This is a genomic window from Blastococcus saxobsidens (assembly GCF_002938435.1).
Lineage (GTDB): Bacteria > Actinomycetota > Actinomycetes > Mycobacteriales > Geodermatophilaceae > Blastococcus > Blastococcus saxobsidens.
In genome coordinates, this window is sequence record NZ_POQT01000001.1 from 72,759 (window position 1) to 89,011 (window position 16,253).

Consider the following 16,253-nt stretch of genomic DNA (forward strand, 5'->3'; position numbering starts at 1 on the left):
CCCAGGGCAGCCGCGGAGCACTCAGTGCATCGGCCGCGCGGGTGGGCAGGCATCGCGCAGGATCGCCGCCAGGTCGCCCGGGAGCCGGGCGTGGCCGGCTGCCGAGCCGGTGAGCGCCGCGGCGACGTCACGCACCTTGCGGTGGGTGTGGCTGGACATGTGCGCCAGCAGGTCGAACGCCGTCTGCTCGCCGCAGTGGGTGAGCAGCATCAGGATGCCCTTCGCCTGCTCGATGACCGCCCGGCTGGCCATGGCCGTCCTCAACTGCGCGATCTCGGTCTGCAGCGCCTCGGCGTGCCCGGCGACGGGATCGGCCGGCCGTGCCCCGGTGACGTCGGCGCAGACGCCCTCCACGCCGCGCACGGCTCCGCCCTCGCCGTGCACGGGCTCGCCCAGCAGGACGACCGCCCGCTGGCCCCGCGTGGGATGCAGGACGCGGGTCTCCAGGGCGAACGTCCGCCCGTCGGCGCAGGCGGCTCCGAGCGCGTCGCGCACCCGGGCGACGTCGTCGGGGTGCTGGGCGTCCAGGAGGGTCTCGGTGCAGGGCTCGACCGCCGAGTCGAGGCCGAGCAGCCGGCGCATCTCCGGCGACCACCACCAGCTGCCGGTGGTGGCGTCGAACCGGTAGCGCCCGGTCGGCGGGCCGGCCGCTCGGCGGTCGACCGAGCGGGTGCGCGCGGTGCTGCTGGGCGTGCGGGGGGCCGGCCGGTGGAGGGGGAATGCCGGTGACGACATGGGAGTACTCCTCGGTGCAGCGTGCCGGTTGATCCGGCAGGGCCCCACCGCCGTGTCTTGGACGGCGTGCACCGCCGGTCCTCCCGGACCGGCCGCTCCGCTGCGCGCGACATTACGTCCGGCGCGAGGCTCCGGCAGCTCTCGACCGCACGTCGCCGCGACTCGTGGCGGGAGAACTCGTGTCGTGACCGTGCGTCCCTTCGCGGACGCCGTGCGTCAGGTCCGGCGCATCCGTGCCAGTACGGCCAGGGTCGCGGCGGCGAGCCAGACGGCGCGGGACAGCCGGGTCGCGCGGGCGATGTCCGCCGGCTGCGGGGTGCGGCCGTCCCCGAGCGGCGGCCGGTCCTCGACGCGGGTGCCGTACACGTTGCGCCCGCCCAGCCGCAGGTCCAACGCACCCGCCAGGGACGCCTCGCACCGCCCGGCGTTCGGGCTGGGGTGTGCGGCGCCGTCCCGGTGCCAGGTGCGCCACGCGCCGGCAGCCGAGCCCCCGGCCAGCGGTGCGCAGGCGACGGTCAGGGTCGCGGTGAGGCGGGCGGGCAGCCAGTTGGCGACGTCGTCCGCGCGGGCCGATGCCCAGCCGAACCGTTCGTACCGGCGCGACCGGTGGCCGACCATCGCGTCGAGCGTGTTGACCGCTCGGTAGCCCAGCAGCCCGGGCAGACCGGCGACGGCGCCCCAGAACAACGGTGCGACGGCGGCGTCGCAGGCGTTCTCCGCGACGGACTCCACGGTGGCCCGCGCCAGGCCCGCCTCGTCGAGGTGGCGCGGGTCCCGCCCGGCCAGGCTGGGGAGGACGGCCCGTGCGGCGACGACGTCCCCCGCCGCCAGCGCGTCGTGCATCCGGCCGGCCGTCCGGCCCAGCGACGTGCCGCCCAGCACCGCCCAGGTCGCCGCCGCGGTGAGCACCGTGCGAGCGGCGGGGTGCCCGCGGGTGGCCTGATCCGCCGTCGCTCCCAGGGCGGCGGTGCTCCCCACCAGCACCAGCCAGTGCCCGGCTCCGGCAGCGCGCGAATCCCGCCAGGACCGCCGCTCGAGCGCCGCCGCGAGGCTGCCGAAGCCCGCGACCGGGTGCCATCGGCGGGGATCGGCCAGGGCCACATCGGCGAGCGCGCCGAGGGCCAGACCGGCCGCGGTGGCGGCGTCGGGACGGGGGAGGGGCACCGCGACATGGTGCCAAGCCGCCGGCGGGAGGCGCCGTCGGCCACCCACCTCCCTAGGATCGGTGGCCATGCGCCTGTTCGGCCGTTACGACGGCGTCGCCCGGCCGATCGTCACCTACGGCAGCGACCCGGTCCTGCACCGGCGGTGCGCCGAGGTCACCGTGTTCGACGACGGCCTGCGGCGGCTGGTGCTCGACATGTTCGCCAGCATGGAGGCCGCCGACGGCGTGGGCCTGGCCGCGAACCAGATCGGCGTCGACGCGCGCGTGTTCGTCATCGACTGCCCGGACGCCGACGGCGAGGACGTCGTCGGCTACGTCGTCAACCCGGTGCTGACTGTGCTCGACCCGGTGGGGGACGACCCCGCCGAGGAGGTCACCGAGGAGGGCTGCCTCTCGGTGCCCGGCCCGTACGCGGAGCTGCCCCGGGCGTTCCGCGCCCGCGTGGACGGCGTCGACCTGCACGGCGACGCGGTGGGCATCGAGGCCACCGGGATGGCGGCCCGCTGCCTGCAGCACGAGGTGGACCACCTGAACGGCACCGTGTACGTCGACCGGCTGCCGGAGGACCTGCGCGACCGGCTGCTGGCCGAGGCCGCCGGCCCGGGCGGGGACCTCCCGGCCTGATCGGCCGGCGCGCGGCGGATAAGGGGCCCCCTCCCGGGGGTGTGCGACGTCCGCGGCGGGTAGCGGGAGCCCATGGCGCTTCCCCGCATCCTCGTGCTCGTGCTCGCCGGTGGCGCGGGAGGTCGTCTCGAGCTGCTCACCGAGCAGCGAGCGAAGCCCGCGGTGCCCTTCGCCGGGGTCTACCGGCTCATCGACTTCCCGCTGAGCAACTGCCAGAACTCGCAGCTCTCCGACGTCTGGGTGTCCATCCAGTTCCACCCGACGTCGCTGCACGAGCACCTGGCCAACGGGCGCCCGTGGGACCTGGACCGCACCACCGGCGGCCTGATGACCCTCCCGCCGTACCGGGGCACCGAGCGCGGCGGCTGGAACACCGGCACGGCGGACTCCCTGTGGCGGCAGGCCGAGCTGATCCGCGAGTACGAGGCCGACGCGCTGGTCGTCGTGAGCGCCGACGCGGTCTACAAGCTGGACTACCGGGACGTCGTCGACGCCCACCTGGGCTCCGGTGCCGAGGTGACGATGGTGACCACCGAGGTGGCGGCCGACGACGCCCCGCGCTACGGGATCGTGGAGGTCGGCGAGGGCGACCGGGTCACCGGCTACGCCTACAAGCCCGACGAGCCGGCGACGACGACGGCCACCAACGAGGTGTTCGTCTTCTCCCCGGGGCCCACGCTGGACCGGCTCGAGGCGCTCGGCGCCGACGTCGGCGAGGAGGGCCTGGAGGACCTGGGCACCCACCTGCTGCCGGCGCAGACGAAGGACGGGCTGGCCCGCGCGTACCCGCTGGACGGCTACTGGCGCGACGTCGGCACGGTCGAGTCCTACTGGCGGACGCACCGGGAGTTCCTCGACGAGGAGCCGCCGCTGGACCTCGACGACCCGCGCTGGCCGGTGCACACCCGGGGCGGGCGGCACAGCGCGGCCCGGGTGCTGGACGACGGGCAGATCGAGAACAGCCTGCTCTCCGGTGGCACCCGCGTCTCCGGCAACGTGCGCGGGTCGGTGCTCTCCCCGGGCGTGCACGTCGAGCGAGGGGCGACCGTCGTCGACTCGGTGCTGCTGCCGGGCACGCGGGTGCGCGCCGGCGCGACGGTCACCCGCGCGGTGCTCGACGACGGCGTCGACGTCGGTGCGGGTGCCTCGGTGGGCGGCGACGGCGACATCACCCTCGTGGGGCGTGCCGCGCGGGTGGCCGACGGGACCGAGCTCTCCGCCGGGGCGCGGTACCCCGAGCCGGAGGAGTGAGCCCGGGAAGCGGCGGGACCGTGCCCGCGTTGGGGCGGGCATGACAAGGCCGTTCCAGCTCGATCTGCACTCGGAGTTCCTCCGGGCCGACCTCCTCCTCAACATCGGTCAGCCGGCCGAGGCCGCGCGCATCCTGCAGGCCGTGGTCGACGCCGAGCCGCGCAACGAGGCGGCCCTGGAGCTGCTGGCACGCGCCTACTACGGCTCCGCGCAGCTGACCCGCGCCGAGGAGGCGCTGACCCGGCTCGTCGAGCTGTCGCCGTCCGACGGGTGGGCCCGCCGCGCCCTGGCGCGCACGCTGGAGCGGCTCAGCCGGGGACCCGAGGCGACCGCGCACCACCGGATGGCCGACGCGCTCGGCGCCGGCTGAGGCGGGCGCGCTCAGCCCAGCAGGTCCGCCAGGGCCTCGTCGAGGTCGGGGTGCCGCCAGCGGTACCCCGCCTCGGCGAGCGTGCGGGAGACCACCCGGCGCCCAGCCAGCGCGAGCGCCGGATCGGTCCGCAGCAGCACCGCGCCCACCCGCACCAGCGGCGCAGGGGTGGGGGGCGCGGCAGGCCGGTGGAGGGCCCGGCGCAGGGCCGCCATGAGCTCGGCGTTGCGCACCGGGTTCGGGGAGCTGGCCACCAGCACCCCCGACAGCGGCGGCGCGGGCACGTCGTCGTCCACCCCGAGCGCCCACCGGGTGATCGCCAGCCAGTCCTCGACGTGCAGCCAGCTGGTCCGCTGCCGGCCGCTGCCGACCCGGCCGCCCAGGCCCCAGCGGGCCAGGCCGGCCAGCCGGTCCAGGGCGGGCGTGTCCCGGTCCAGCACGACGCTGGTGCGCAGCATCACCTGGCGCTCGGCGGGGGCGCCGGCCGCGGCGGCCTCCCAGGCCCGGGCCACGTCGACCATCTGCGGTGGCCCGTCGCCGGGTGGTGAACCCTCGTCGAGCAGCGCCTCGCCGGCGTCCCCGTGGATCGCGGTGGTGCTGGCCTGCAGCCAGACCGGCACCGGGACGCCGAGCTGCTCGGCCGCCCCGCGCAAGGCCAGGGTCGGCTCGACCCGCGAACGGGTGAGCAGCTCCCGGTTCCGCGCGGTCGGCCGCCGGTCGACCAGCTCCCCGGCGAGGTTGACCACGGCGGAGCCCGCGAGCTCGGTGGCCCACGGCCCGACCGTGCGGCCGTCCCACCGCACCTGCCGGTGACCGCCCGGCCGCGGGGTGCGGCTCAGCACGACGACGTCGTGCCCGCGGGCGGCGAGGTCGTCGCAGAGCCGGCGGCCCAGCGCGCCGGAACCGCCGGCGACCACGACCTTCACCGCGCGGCCGGGAAGCTGGGGGAGGCGGTCACGCGGTGATCATGCCGGAGCCGGGGTGCGGGCCGGGGCTCTGGGAGCATGGGGCCATGACCCGCCGCACCGTGCCCGGGGCGTTCCTCGCCCTGTCCCTGTTCCTGCCCCTCACCGCCTGCGGGGAGGACGACGCGGCGCCGGCATCGTCGGGCGCGGAGGTCGTCACCACCGACCTGTCGGTCGCCCCGGAGGTGCCCGCGTCGGACGAGGAGCCGCCGACCGACCTGGTCATCGACGACGTCGTCGTCGGCGAGGGTGACGAGGCCGTGTCCGGCAGCACCGTCGAGGTCAAGTACGTGGGCGCCTTCTACGAGACCGGGGAGGAGTTCGACTCCTCCTGGAGCCGGGGCGAGGACACGACGCTGCCGGTGACCCTGGGGTCCGGCGGGGTCATCCCCGGCTTCGACCAGGGCATCACCGGCATGCAGGAGGGCGGACGGCGGATGGTGACCATCCCCAGCGAGCTCGGCTACGGCGCGGGTGGGGCCGGCCCGATCCCCGGCGACGCCACCCTCGTCTTCGTCATCGACCTCGTCGACGTGAGCTGACCAGCACGGACCACCGTCCCGGCCCAACCGGAGAGGGTCCGCCGGCCTCCGCGCGGTGACGGCACGCCGGTGATCGTTCCGTCCGGTCTCCGCCACCGCATCGGTGCCGCCCCCGATGGGCACCGGGGTCCCCATGAGCATTCTGGGAAGACTGATGGGTACCGCGGAGACCGCAGCCCGAGGCGCGGCCCGGGGTGGACGCACGACCGGACGACCGGGGCGGGGCATGGGCCGCGCCACGACCGCCGGCCGGGGGATGAGTCGCGGTCGCGGGGTGCCTGCCGCCTCCGGCGGCGGTCTCGGCCGCATCGTGGGCGGACTCCTCCGCCGCCGCTGACGCAGAGCTGACGTGCCGGCCATCCGGCCGGCACGTCACTCGCAGATCTCGAGCCTGGTCACCGAGCCGTTGTGCGGGGTGATGCCGGGCATGGCGTCGGGGCCGAGCCCTGCCGCCACGGCCTGCGCGGCACGGATCGTGTCGCCGTGGGTGACCAGCGCGACGACGTCCGCCGGCGGTTCGGCGCAGAGGTGGCCCAGGAACGCCGCGACCCGGGCGTGCAGCTCGGCCAGGCTCTCGCCGCCCTCGGCGGACCAGTGCGCGTCCGTCCAGTCGACGACGTCCCACAGCTCGTGCGAGGGACGCCCCTCGAGCACGCCGTAGCCCTGCTCCCGAAGCGCCGGTGTCGTGCTGAACGGCAGCCCCGTCGCGCGGGCGCAGTGCTCGGCCGTCTGCACCGCCCGGAGCAGGTCGCTGGACAGCAGGACCCCGGGGCGCAGCTCGGCCAGTTCCCGCGCCGCCAGCTCGGCCTGCGAGTGCCCGAGCGCGGTGAGCGGCACGTGCGCGGTCTGGCCCTGCATGAGGCCTCGGGCATTCCACTCGCTCTGGCCGTGTCGGACGAGCAGCAACGTCATCGGGGCAGTCATGGCAAGGAGGCAGCGTAGGGCAGGGGTGTGCGGAGCGCTCCCGGACGCCTCGTACCGTCGTCGGCGTGAGCATCCCCGTCCGTCCCGGCGCCTCGCGCCCCGCCGCCCGCCCGGGCACGCCCGACCCGCTGGCCCCGCTGCTGGAGCTGCCGGGGGTGCGGGAGGCCGCCGACGGCGCCCGTGCGGCGGTCGACCGGCTGCTGGGCCACCGCGTCCTGCGGCGTGAGTCGGCCGGGGTGAGCACCGAGTCGGCGCTGCGCGGCGCGCGCGCGTCGGCGGCGCTGGCCGGCGTCGACGTCCCGCTGGCGGAGCTGCGCGCGGGCTCGGTGGAGGACCCGGTCGTGCAGGGCGCGCTGCGGGTGTCGGCCGCGCTGGGATCGATGGTGGAGACGTGGCCGAAGGCCCCGGGGCAGGTGCTGGCCCGGCTGCACGTGCTGGCCGCGGCCGACCTGGCCGACCGCGCCGACCTCGGGCGCCCTGCCCCGCACGCCGGTCAGCGGCTGTCCGGGCTGTTCGCCCTCTCCACCGGCGCCACCACGGCGCCGGCCGTGCTCGTGGCCGGCCTGGTGCACGGCGAGATCGCCGCCCTGGCGCCCTTCGGCGTCGCCGACGGCGTCGTCGCCCGCGCCGCCGCCCGGTTGACCGGGATCACCCGCGGCCTGGACCCCAAGGCGTGCTCGGTGCCCGAGGTCGGGTTCGCCGAGTTCGGGCGGGAGGCCTACGAGCAGGCCCTGGCCGGGTACGCCGCGGGCACGTCCGAGGGGGTGGCGGCGTGGCTGGTGCACTGCTGCCGGGCCACCGAGCACGGCGCACTGGAAGGCCTGGCCATCTGCGAGAGCCTGCTCCGCGGCTGACCTCCCGCGGCCGGTCGCCGGTCCGGGGCAGCACCTCTCTGCCCACCCCGGTGGGGCAGAGAGGTACTCCGTCAGGAGTGGACCTGTCGCCCGGGGGGCGGCGCTGATTCGCGCGGTGGTTCAGGCCCCGCGACGCCGGCGGCGGCCCGGCAGCGGAGCCGGGTCCGGCGCCAGCAACCCGGCACGCGTCGCCCGGTGCCGGGCGTACCAGGCGAGGCCGACGACGGCGGCGCCGACGCCCATCGCGGCGCCGGTGACGACCGGCGTCGAGGGCGCCGAGAAGCGGGAGCGCAGGGTGACCGGGCGCTCGAACCGCAGCACCGGCCAGCCCTGCTGCAGGGCGGCCTTGCGCAACCCGCGGTCGGGGTTGACGGCGGTCGGGTGGCCGACGGCGGCCAGCAGCGGCAGGTCGGTGATCGAGTCGCTGTAGGCGTAGCAGTCGGCCAGGTCGTAGCCGCCCTCGGCGGCGAGCCGGCGGACGGCCTCGGCCTTGTTCTCGCCGTAGGCGTAGAACTCGATGTCGCCGGTGTAGCGGCCGTGCTCGACGACGAGCCGGGTGGCGACGACGCGGTCGACGCCGAGCATCTCGCCGATGGGCTCGACCATCTCGGCGCCGCTGCTGGACACGATGACGATCTCGCGGCCGGCGGCGCGGTGCTCCTCGATGAGGTCGGCGGCCTCGGCGTAGACCAGCGGGTCGACGATCTCGTGCAGCGTCTCGCGGACGATCTCGTGGACGGTCGCGGCGTCCCAGCCGGTGACCATCGCGGTGAGCTGGGCGCGCAGCCGGTCCATCTGCTGCTCGTCGGCCCCGGCGAGGGAGAAGACGAACTGCGCGTAGGCGGACTTCAGCACGGCGCGGCGGTTGATCAGCCCGCCCTGGAAGAAGGGCCGGCCGAAGGCGAGCGCGCTCGACTTGGCGATGACCGTCTTGTCCAGGTCGAAGAACGCCGCTGAGCGCGTCACGGTGGCCACGGTAGCTGTTTCGGCAGGTCGGCCGCCCGACTGGACCCGGATCCACACCCGATGGGGTCATCCACAGTTGCGCCGTCCCCGTGGTCCTGCTGCACCCCGCGGGATGGGGTCGGCACGTGCTCCCACTCCCGCCCGCGGTGCGCTCCGCCCGTCCGCTCGTCGTCTGCGCCGACGAGGACCTGCTCGACGACGTGCTCCGGCTGCTCGCCGCGGCCGGGGCGGAGGCGGAGCGGGCGGCCGGCGGCCCGGCGCTGCGCCGCGCCTTCCGCGAGGCGCCGCTGGTCCTGCTGGGTGCCGACGCGCTGGCCGGCGGGGCGCTGCGGTCGCTCCCCCGGCGGCCGGGGGTCGTGGTGGTCGCCGGCGCGGAGCTGCCGCCCCGTGAGTGGGCTGCGGCGGTCGAGGTGGGTGCCGAGCGCGTCGTGGTCCTCCCCCGGGACGAGTCATGGCTGCTGGCCCGGTCGGCCGCGGCGGTCCGCGCGCCGGTCGAGCAGGGGCCGCTGATCGCGGTCGGGGCCGCCTGCGGGGGCGGCGGGGCCAGCACGGTGGCCGCGGCCCTCGCGGTCGCCGCGCCCGACGGCGCGGTGCTCGTCGACGCCGACGTGTGGGGCGGCGGCCTGGACCTCGTCCTGGGGGCCGAGCTGGTCGAGGGGCTCCGCTGGCCGGAGCTGACCGGGCTGCGCGGGCGGGTGGCGGGCGACGCGCTGCTCGCCGCGCTGCCCGAGGTCGAGGGCGTCCACCTGCTGGCCGCCGACCGGGCGCGGCCGGCACCCGTGCCCGCGGAAGCGCTGGCGGCGGTGGTGGACGCGGCGCGCGCCACGGGCCGGCTCGTCGTCGTCGACCTGCCCCGGCCCGGGCCCGACGGCCTGGGGGAGGGGCCCCGCGGAATCCTCGCCGATGCAGACCTGGCCGTGCTCGTGGTGCCCGCGCGGCTGCGTGCCGCCACCGCCGCACGGCTGCTCGTCACCGGCCCCGGCTCGCCCTGGGAGCCGGCCCGGCTGGTGGTCCGGGAGGTGCCCGGTGGCCTGGGTGCCGACGACGTGGCCGACCTGGTCGGCTGCCCGGTCCTCGCGCAGCTGCCGCACGATCGCGGCGCGGTGACCCGCGGCGAGCGGGGTGAGCCACCGGGCCTCGGTACGCGGACGCCGCTGGCCCGGGTGGCCCGCCAGGTGCTCGGTGCGGTGGCGGGCCGGCAGTGAGCGCGCCGTCGCTGCTGGACCGGGTCCGCGCGCGGCTCGCCGTGGCGGAGGCGCCGCCGTCCCGTGCTGAGGTGGCGGCGCTGGTGCGCGAGGAGGCCGGTGGTCTCCTGGGTGACGACGACGTGCTGCTCGCCGTCCGGCACGCCGTCGACGAGCTGGCCGGCGCCGGACCGCTGGAGTCGCTGCTGCGGCTGCCGGGGGTCACCGACGTGCTGGTCAACGGGCCGGAGGAGGTGTGGGTCGACCGGGGCGCCGGGCTCGAGCCGGCGCCGGGGGTCCGCTTCGACGACGACGCGGCCGTCCGCCGGCTGGCGGTCCGGCTGGCCGGTTCGGGAGGGCGGCGGCTCGACGACGCCTCCCCGTGGGTCGACGTCGGCCTGCCCGGCGGCATCCGGCTGCACGCGGTGCTGCCGCCGGTGTCGGGCGACGGCACCTGCCTGTCGCTGCGGGTGCTCCGGCGGTGCGCGCAGACGCTCGCCGAGCTGGCGGAGGCCGGCACGCTGCCCGGCGAGAGCTGCGGGCTGGTACGCGCCGTGATCGACCGGCGGCTGGCCTTCCTCGTCACCGGCGGTACCGGCTCGGGGAAGACGACGCTGCTGTCGGCGCTGCTCGGCGAGGTGGACACCGGCGAGCGGCTGCTGCTGTGCGAGGACGCCCCGGAGCTCACCCCGCGGCACCCGCACGTCGTCCGGCTGCTGACCCGACCGCCCAACGTCGAGGGCGCCGGCACGGTGGAGCTGCGCGACCTGGTGCGCCAGGCCCTGCGCATGCGGCCCGACCGGCTCGTGGTCGGGGAGGTGCGCGGCGCAGAGGTGGTCGACCTGCTGGCGGCGCTGAACACCGGGCACGACGGCGGCTGCGGCACCCTGCACGCCAACCGGTCGGCCGAGGTGCCGGCCCGGCTGGAGGCGCTCGGGGTAGCAGCCGGTCTCGGCCGGGCCGCGGTGCACAGCCAGACCGCGGCCGCGCTGGACGTCGTCGTGCACCTGCGGCGGGGGCCGGCGGGGCGTCGGGTGGAGGAGATCGGGGTGCTGCGGCGGCGGGGCGACCTCGTGGTGGTCGAGCCGGGATGGCGGGCCGACGGCGGGCCCTGCCCGGCGGGCGACGCCCTGCGCGAGCGGCTGGCCGGCCCGTGACCCTCGCGCTGCTCTCGGCTGCGGGCGCGGTGCTGCTGTGGCCCGATGCGCGGGCGGTGCTGCGGCACCGGGTGCGGCAGGTCACCCCGGCGGTCGCCGGGAGCCGGACGGGGCCGGCGGTGCCGCTGCCGGTGGCCGCCGCGGTGCTCGCCGCCGGGATCGGTTCGGTCCTGAGCACCCCGCTGGTGGCGGCGCTGGCCGCCGCCTGCGCGGCGCTCGCGGTCCGCGGGTGGCGGTCGCGGCGGGCCGAGGCGGTGGAGGGAGCACGGTTGGCGGTCCTGGCGGAGTCCCTGGCGGCGCTGGCGGCAGAGCTGCGGGCCGGGCGGCTGCTGGGTGAGGCGGCCGAAGGAGTGGCCGAGGCCTGCCCGGACCGGGAGTGCGCCGCCGCCCTGCTGCGCGCCGTACGCGGGTCGCCCCCGCAGCGCGAGCCGGGCGGCGGGGAGCACGACGAGTCCGACGGGCTGACCGGTGCACTGGCCCGGCTGTCGGCCGCGGTGGCGCTGAGCGCCCGGACCGGATGCTCGCTGGCGACGGTCGTCTCCGCCGTGGAGGACGACCTGCGCGCGCGCCTGCGGCGCCGGCGGGAGCTGCTGGTGGCCACCGCGGGTCCGCGGTCCAGCGCACGGCTGCTGGCGGGGCTGCCGGTGCTCGGGCTGGCCCTGGGCAGCGGGGCCGGGGCGGATCCGTGGGGCGTGCTGACCACGACGGGGACGGGGCAGGCGCTGCTGGTCGGCGGCGTGGCCCTGGAGGTGGCGGGGATCGCGTGGACGGGCCGGCTCGTCCGGCGGATCGCACGATGAAGGCCGGGGTCTGGCCGGCGGTGCTGCTGATCGGCGCCGCGCTGGCGCTGTGGGCGCCGGGCTCGGCCCTCGCCGGGATGCGGGCACGGCGGCTGACCGGGCTGCTGACGCCCCGGTCCGCACCCACCCCTGCGACGGGCACCGTCAGCAGCGCTCGGCGGCGGTGGGCCCTGGCCGGGGCCGCGGGACTCGCGGCCGGGTTGCTGGTGGGCGGAGCGGCCGGTGCCTGCGCGGCGGTCGTCACCACGGTGACCGGCCAGTGGCTGCTCCGGGCCGCCGAGGCCGATCCCGGGGAGGCCGTGCGGACGGCGCTCGAGCGCGAGCTGCCGGTGGCCTGCGAGCTGATCGCCGGCTGCCTCGCGGCGGGGCTGCCGGTGACCGCCGCACTGGCGGCGGTGGGCGGGGCCGCCCCTGATCCGCTCGGCGCGCAGCTGCGCAGGATCGCCGCACTCTCCCGCCTGGGTGCCGAGGACCGGCAGGCCTGGGCCGACGTGCCCGCACCCCTGGCCGCTCTCGGGCGGGTGCTGGTGCGGGCCGGGGAATCGGGTGCGGCAGCGGTGCCGGCCCTGCGCGCGCTGGCCCAGGAGCTGCGGTCGTCGGCCCGGTCCGAGGCCCAGGCGGCGGTGCAGCGGGCGGGGGTGTGGGTGCTGGCGCCGCTGGGGTTGTGCTTCCTGCCCGCGTTCGTGTGCCTGGGCGTCGTGCCGCTCGTCCTCGGCATCGCCGGGGAGGTGTTCCGGTGAGCCCGGTCCACAGTCGCGGGCCCTCTCCACAGATGCCCCGGGGCTCTCGAACCGGCGCGCCCGTCGCCCGAGGCTCAGGGGGTCGGCCCCGCCGGGGCCCCGACCGAGGAGGACCCGTGGACGAAGCAGAGCAGGACATCGAGAGCCCCACGCCCCATCCCGACCGTCCCGGGAGGGTCGGCGGCACCCGGCTCGGCCGCCGCTGGGCGCGGCTGACGGCCACCGCCGAGGCGGGGATGAGCACCGCCGAGTACGCCGTCGGCACCGTGGCGGCGTGCGCCTTCGCGGCCGTGCTCTACCGCGTGGTCAGCGGTGACTCGATCGTCACCGGGCTCACCGAGCTCGTCGACGCTGCGCTCGCGACCCTGTCCTGAGCCGTGGCGCGACCGGTCCGGCGGGAGCGGGGAGAAGCGGGCATGGTCACCGCCGAGACCGCCGTCGTCCTGCCGGTGCTGCTGCTGGTGCTCGTGGGTGCGGTCGCGGCGGTGACGGTGGTGGGCGCCCAGCTGCGGTGCGTGGACGCCGCCCGGGAGGGGGCCCGCGCCGCGGCCCGGGGCGAGGACGCCGCGACGGTGGCGGGCTGGGCCGCGGCCGCCGCGCCCGACGGCGCCCGCACGGCCATGACGACGACCGACGCCGAGGTGCGGGTGGTGGTCACCGTCGAGGTCGCCCCGCTGGGGCCGCTGCCGTGGCGGGTGACCGTCTCCGCCGAGGCGGTGGGGCAGCGCGAACCCGGCGCCGGGCCGGCCGGGTGAGCGCCGGAAGGGGCTCGCGGGAGCGCGGGTCGGCCACCGTCTGGGTGCTGCTCCTGGCGGGCGTCCTGGCGGTCGTGGCCGCGGCCGCGGTCCTGGTGGGAGCGGCGGTCGTCGCCCGGCACCGGGCCGCGGCTGCGGCCGACCTGTCCGCGCTGGCGGCCGCCGGCCGGGCCGTGGCCGGGGACCCGACGGCATGTGCCGCGGCGGCGGAGGTGGCGGAGGCGAACGGCGCCGAGCTGACCGGCTGCCACATCGGGTCCGGCGCGGTCGTGGACGTGGAGGTCCGCGTCGCCGCCCGGCTCGGGCTGGGCGTGCACGAGGCGGTGGGCCGGGCCCGCGCGGGTCCGGTACCGCCCTGAGCCGCCGTCCGGTCAGAAGACCAGGTCGTCCTGCTCCTCGGCGGTGGCCGCCGGCTCGGGCTCGGGCTCCCGGACCCGCTGCGGGTCGGCGGTCCGCCGGGGGGCGGCGACCGGTGCGTCCGGCAGCTGGTCGCGCGACGACGGCGGGTCCTCCTCGACCGCGACGCCCGCCTCGGGGTCGTCGCCGCCCAGCTCGTCGTCCGTGGAGCTCGCGTCGTCGCGCGCGGCCAGCTCGTCCAGGACCACGTCGAGCACCCGCACCGCGCCGGCCTTGTCCAGCGGGTCGTTGCCGTTGCCGCACTTGGGCGACTGCACGCACGATGGGCAACCGCTCTCGCACTCGCAGCTGGCCACGGTCGCCCGGGTGGCCTGCAGCCACCGGCGCAGCGCCGCGTAGCCGCGCTCGCTGAAGCCCGCGCCGCCGGGGTGGCCGTCGTAGACGAAGATCGCCGCGGTCCCGGTGTCCGGGTGCACGGCGGTGGACAGCCCGCCGAGGTCCCAGCGGTCGCAGGTCGCCAGCAGCGGCAGGATGCCGATCGCCGCGTGCTCGGCGGCGTGCAGCGACCCGGGCAGGGCGGCGTCGTCGACGTCGGCCCGCTCGACCGCGCGGTGGTCCAGCGTCAACCACACGGCCTTGGTGCGCAGCTGCCGCGGGGGGAGGTCCAGCGGGAACTCGGCCAGGACCTCGCCGGTGCCCTGCCGGCGCCGCTGGTAGGCCACCACCTGGTTGGTCACGTCGACCACGCCGGTGTGCGCGGTGACCGCGCCCAGGGAACGGGTCTGCTCGATCGAGACGATCGACAGGTCGGTGACGTCGCGGGCGACGGTCGTCCAGTCCGGGTTCTCCGGGTGCACCACCGCGCAGGCGTCCTCGACGTCGAACTCGTCGACGACGAAGGTGTCACCGCGGTGCACGTACAGCGCACCCTCGTGCACGGTGGCGTGCGCGGCCCCGCCGTCGACGGTGCCGAGCAGCCGGCCGGTCGCCGCCTCGATGATCGCCACCGGTTCACCGCCGCTGCCGCGGATGTCGACGTCCGGCCGCCCGCGCCCGGCCCAGTACCAGCCGGTCGGCCGCCGACGGAGCTGGCCGTCGGCGACCAGTTCCTCGATCTGCGCCTCGGCGACCGGCCCGCCGAAGTCGGCGAGGTCCGCATGTGCCAGCGGCAGCTCGGCCGCGGCGCAGCACAGCTGGGGGCCCAGCACGTAGGGGTTGGCCGGGTCGGTGACGGTGGCCTCGATCGGCCGGCCGAAGACCGCCTTGGGGTGGTGGGCGAGGTAGTGGTCCAGCGGGTCGTCGCGGGCCACGAAGACCACCAGCGACTCCCGCTGCGCCCGGCCGGCCCGGCCCGCCTGCTGCCAGAGCGACGCGAGAGTGCCCGGATAGCCGGCCAGCACGACGGCGTCCAGGCCCGCGATGTCGATGCCCAGCTCGAGGGCGTTGGTGGTGGCGACCCCGAGCAGGTCGCCCGAGGACAGGGCGCGCTCCAGCTCGCGGCGCTCCTCGGGGAGGTAGCCGCCGCGGTAGGAGTCCACCCGGCCCACCAGGTCGGTGCGGCCGCGCTCGCCGAGGATCCGGCGGGCCTGCTCGGCCACCGACTCCGCGCTGCGGCGGGACCGGACGAACGCCAGCGTCCGCGCGCCCCGCTCCACCAGGTCGGCGAGCAGCCCGGCCGCGTCCGCCGCGGCCGAGCGGCGCAGCGGTGCCCCGTGCTCGCCGGTCCGCTCGGTCAGCGGCGGCTCCCACAGCGCGAAGGTGGCGCCGGGGCGCGGCGAACCGTCGTCGGTCACCGCGACCACGTCCTCGCCGACCAGCCGGGCGGCGGCTGCGGCGGGATCGGCGACGGTGGCCGAGGCGAGGACGAAGACCGGCTCGGCGCCGTAGCGGCGGCAGATCCGCCGCAGCCGGCGCAGCACGTGGCCGACGTGCGAGCCGAACACCCCTCGGTAGGCGTGGCACTCGTCGATGACCACGTAGGCCACCCGGCGCAGCGTGCTCGACCAGCGCTGGTGGGCCGGCAGGATCCCGCGGTGCAGCATGTCGGGGTTGGTGACGATCCAGCGGGAGTGCCGGCGGACCCAGTCGCGCTCCTCGGCCGGGGTGTCGCCGTCGTAGGCCGCCGGCCGCACCGACGGATCGGCCAGCTCGGCCACCGAGGCCAGCTGGTCGCGGGCCAGCGCCTTGGTCGGTGCCAGGTACAGGACGCAGGCGCGCGGGTCCTCGGCCAGCTTGGTGAGCGCGGGCAGCTGGTAGGCCAGCGACTTCCCCGAGGCGGTGCCGGTGGCCACCACCACGTGCCTGCCCTCGCGGGCCAGCTGCGCCGCGGCCACCTGGTGCTGCCACGGGGCGTGGACCCCGCGGGTGACCAGCCGCTCGCGCAGGCCCGGCTCGACCCACTCCGGCCAGGCCGAGGTCCGGCTGTCCCGCACCGGCAGGTGGTGCACGTGCGTGACCGGTTGCTCGTCCTCCGCCGTGCCGGCGAGCAGCTCGTCCAGCAGCTCGCCCCCGGGCGGGACCGCGCCGACGGGACGGGGGCCTCCCGGCGACCCGCCGCTGCCACCCGCGGACCGGTCGTCCGTGCCGGGAGGGGGAGCCGACAGGACCTGGTGGAGCGTGGTCACGCATCCTCCTCGCTGGCGCTCGTCGTCCGCGTGTCCACGGGTGCTGCCTCTCTGGGTGACGTCGCACGCTCCGTCACCTCCCCACTGTCACACCTGCCGGCAAGCCGCCGCTGCGCGGCCGGGGCTCCGGCCGCGGGGACCGGCGAAGGGAGAGCCGGAAACGGTTGCCGAAAGTGTGATCTCCCTTACACTTCGCTCCGTTCCCGAGCCGGTCGACCTGGCCGGCGCGGGAACGCCGAC

The 16,253-nt window shown here is 77.4% G+C and carries 18 protein-coding genes; 12 read left to right on the top strand and 6 right to left on the bottom strand.

Features of this window, described 5'->3' with window-relative positions; genetic code table 11:
• Positions 1–21 precede the first annotated feature (21 nt).
• Together C5507_RS00365 and C5507_RS00370 are read right to left on the bottom strand one after the other, a co-directional pair.
• Positions 22–735, bottom strand: a complete 714-nt coding sequence (locus C5507_RS00365; RefSeq protein WP_104526560.1) for a PAS and ANTAR domain-containing protein — start codon at positions 733–735, stop codon at positions 22–24.
• A 216-nt stretch (positions 736–951) separates the two neighbouring features.
• Entirely contained in the window at positions 952–1,899 is a 948-nt protein-coding gene (locus C5507_RS00370; RefSeq protein WP_242611301.1) for a cobalamin biosynthesis protein, read from the bottom strand.
• A 67-nt stretch (positions 1,900–1,966) separates the two neighbouring features.
• Between C5507_RS00370 and def the strand changes: the two genes are divergently transcribed.
• From def to C5507_RS00385, 3 genes are all read left to right on the top strand, one after another.
• Positions 1,967–2,524: a peptide deformylase gene (gene def / locus C5507_RS00375; RefSeq protein ID WP_104526715.1), complete on the top strand. Its 558-nt coding sequence runs from the start codon at positions 1,967–1,969 to the stop codon at positions 2,522–2,524.
• Between the two features lie 72 nt (positions 2,525–2,596).
• Positions 2,597–3,775 (top strand): glucose-1-phosphate adenylyltransferase family protein, encoded by a 1,179-nt coding sequence (locus C5507_RS00380; RefSeq protein ID WP_104526562.1) that lies wholly within the window; start codon positions 2,597–2,599, stop codon positions 3,773–3,775.
• Positions 3,776–3,815: 40 nt separating this feature from the next.
• The gene (locus C5507_RS00385; protein WP_104526563.1) at positions 3,816–4,145 is read left to right on the top strand and encodes a tetratricopeptide repeat protein; all 330 of its coding nucleotides are present in this window, start codon (positions 3,816–3,818) and stop codon (positions 4,143–4,145) included.
• Between the two features lie 11 nt (positions 4,146–4,156).
• On the opposite strand, the gene C5507_RS00390 is transcribed toward C5507_RS00385, so the two are convergent.
• Positions 4,157–5,071: an epimerase gene (locus tag C5507_RS00390; RefSeq protein WP_104526564.1), complete on the bottom strand. Its 915-nt coding sequence runs from the start codon at positions 5,069–5,071 to the stop codon at positions 4,157–4,159.
• 86 nt (positions 5,072–5,157) lie between these two features.
• Between C5507_RS00390 and C5507_RS00395 the strand changes: the two genes are divergently transcribed.
• Positions 5,158–5,652, top strand: a complete 495-nt coding sequence (locus C5507_RS00395; RefSeq protein WP_104526565.1) for an FKBP-type peptidyl-prolyl cis-trans isomerase — start codon at positions 5,158–5,160, stop codon at positions 5,650–5,652.
• A 372-nt stretch (positions 5,653–6,024) separates the two neighbouring features.
• Here C5507_RS00395 and C5507_RS00405 read toward each other — a convergent pair whose 3' ends face one another.
• Positions 6,025–6,576 (bottom strand): histidine phosphatase family protein, encoded by a 552-nt coding sequence (locus C5507_RS00405; RefSeq protein WP_104526566.1) that lies wholly within the window; start codon positions 6,574–6,576, stop codon positions 6,025–6,027.
• Positions 6,577–6,641: 65 nt separating this feature from the next.
• Here C5507_RS00405 and C5507_RS00410 point away from each other — a divergent pair, with 65 nt between their 5' ends.
• Positions 6,642–7,430: a Fic family protein gene (locus tag C5507_RS00410; protein ID WP_104526567.1), complete on the top strand. Its 789-nt coding sequence runs from the start codon at positions 6,642–6,644 to the stop codon at positions 7,428–7,430.
• 120 nt (positions 7,431–7,550) lie between these two features.
• On the opposite strand, the gene C5507_RS00415 is transcribed toward C5507_RS00410, so the two are convergent.
• Complete coding sequence (locus C5507_RS00415) at positions 7,551–8,396, bottom strand: HAD family hydrolase (protein WP_104526717.1); 846 nt, start codon at positions 8,394–8,396, stop codon at positions 7,551–7,553.
• 125 nt (positions 8,397–8,521) lie between these two features.
• On the opposite strand from C5507_RS00415, the gene ssd reads away from it, so the two are divergent.
• The 7 genes from ssd to C5507_RS00450 all read left to right on the top strand — a co-directional run bounded on the left by ssd (position 8,522) and on the right by C5507_RS00450 (position 13,391).
• Positions 8,522–9,601 carry a septum site-determining protein Ssd gene (gene ssd / locus C5507_RS00420; RefSeq protein WP_104526718.1) on the top strand — a complete coding sequence of 360 codons (1,080 nt, stop codon included), beginning with the start codon at positions 8,522–8,524 and terminating at the stop codon, positions 9,599–9,601.
• On the top strand, positions 9,598–10,737 hold the full coding sequence (locus C5507_RS00425; RefSeq protein WP_104526568.1) for a TadA family conjugal transfer-associated ATPase: 1,140 nt from the start codon (positions 9,598–9,600) through the stop codon (positions 10,735–10,737). Before ssd ends, C5507_RS00425 begins: the two co-directional genes overlap by 4 nt.
• On the top strand, positions 10,734–11,537 hold the full coding sequence (locus C5507_RS00430) for a type II secretion system F family protein (RefSeq protein ID WP_104526719.1): 804 nt from the start codon (positions 10,734–10,736) through the stop codon (positions 11,535–11,537). The genes C5507_RS00425 and C5507_RS00430 overlap by 4 nt, the downstream gene beginning before the upstream one ends.
• A complete protein-coding gene (locus tag C5507_RS00435) occupies positions 11,534–12,277 on the top strand; it encodes a type II secretion system F family protein (protein ID WP_104526569.1) in 744 nt (247 codons plus the stop codon). Before C5507_RS00430 ends, C5507_RS00435 begins: the two co-directional genes overlap by 4 nt.
• A 116-nt stretch (positions 12,278–12,393) precedes the next feature.
• The gene (locus tag C5507_RS22945) at positions 12,394–12,651 is read left to right on the top strand and encodes a DUF4244 domain-containing protein (protein WP_242611302.1); all 258 of its coding nucleotides are present in this window, start codon (positions 12,394–12,396) and stop codon (positions 12,649–12,651) included.
• A gap of 3 nt (positions 12,652–12,654) precedes the next feature.
• The gene (locus C5507_RS00445; RefSeq protein WP_249027805.1) at positions 12,655–13,032 is read left to right on the top strand and encodes a TadE family type IV pilus minor pilin; all 378 of its coding nucleotides are present in this window, start codon (positions 12,655–12,657) and stop codon (positions 13,030–13,032) included.
• Positions 13,029–13,391 carry an Rv3654c family TadE-like protein gene (locus C5507_RS00450; RefSeq protein WP_165400485.1) on the top strand — a complete coding sequence of 121 codons (363 nt, stop codon included), beginning with the start codon at positions 13,029–13,031 and terminating at the stop codon, positions 13,389–13,391. The genes C5507_RS00445 and C5507_RS00450 overlap by 4 nt, the downstream gene beginning before the upstream one ends.
• A 12-nt stretch (positions 13,392–13,403) precedes the next feature.
• Here C5507_RS00450 and C5507_RS00455 read toward each other — a convergent pair whose 3' ends face one another.
• A complete protein-coding gene (locus tag C5507_RS00455; protein ID WP_242611305.1) occupies positions 13,404–16,013 on the bottom strand; it encodes a DEAD/DEAH box helicase in 2,610 nt (869 codons plus the stop codon).
• Positions 16,014–16,253 lie beyond the last annotated feature (240 nt).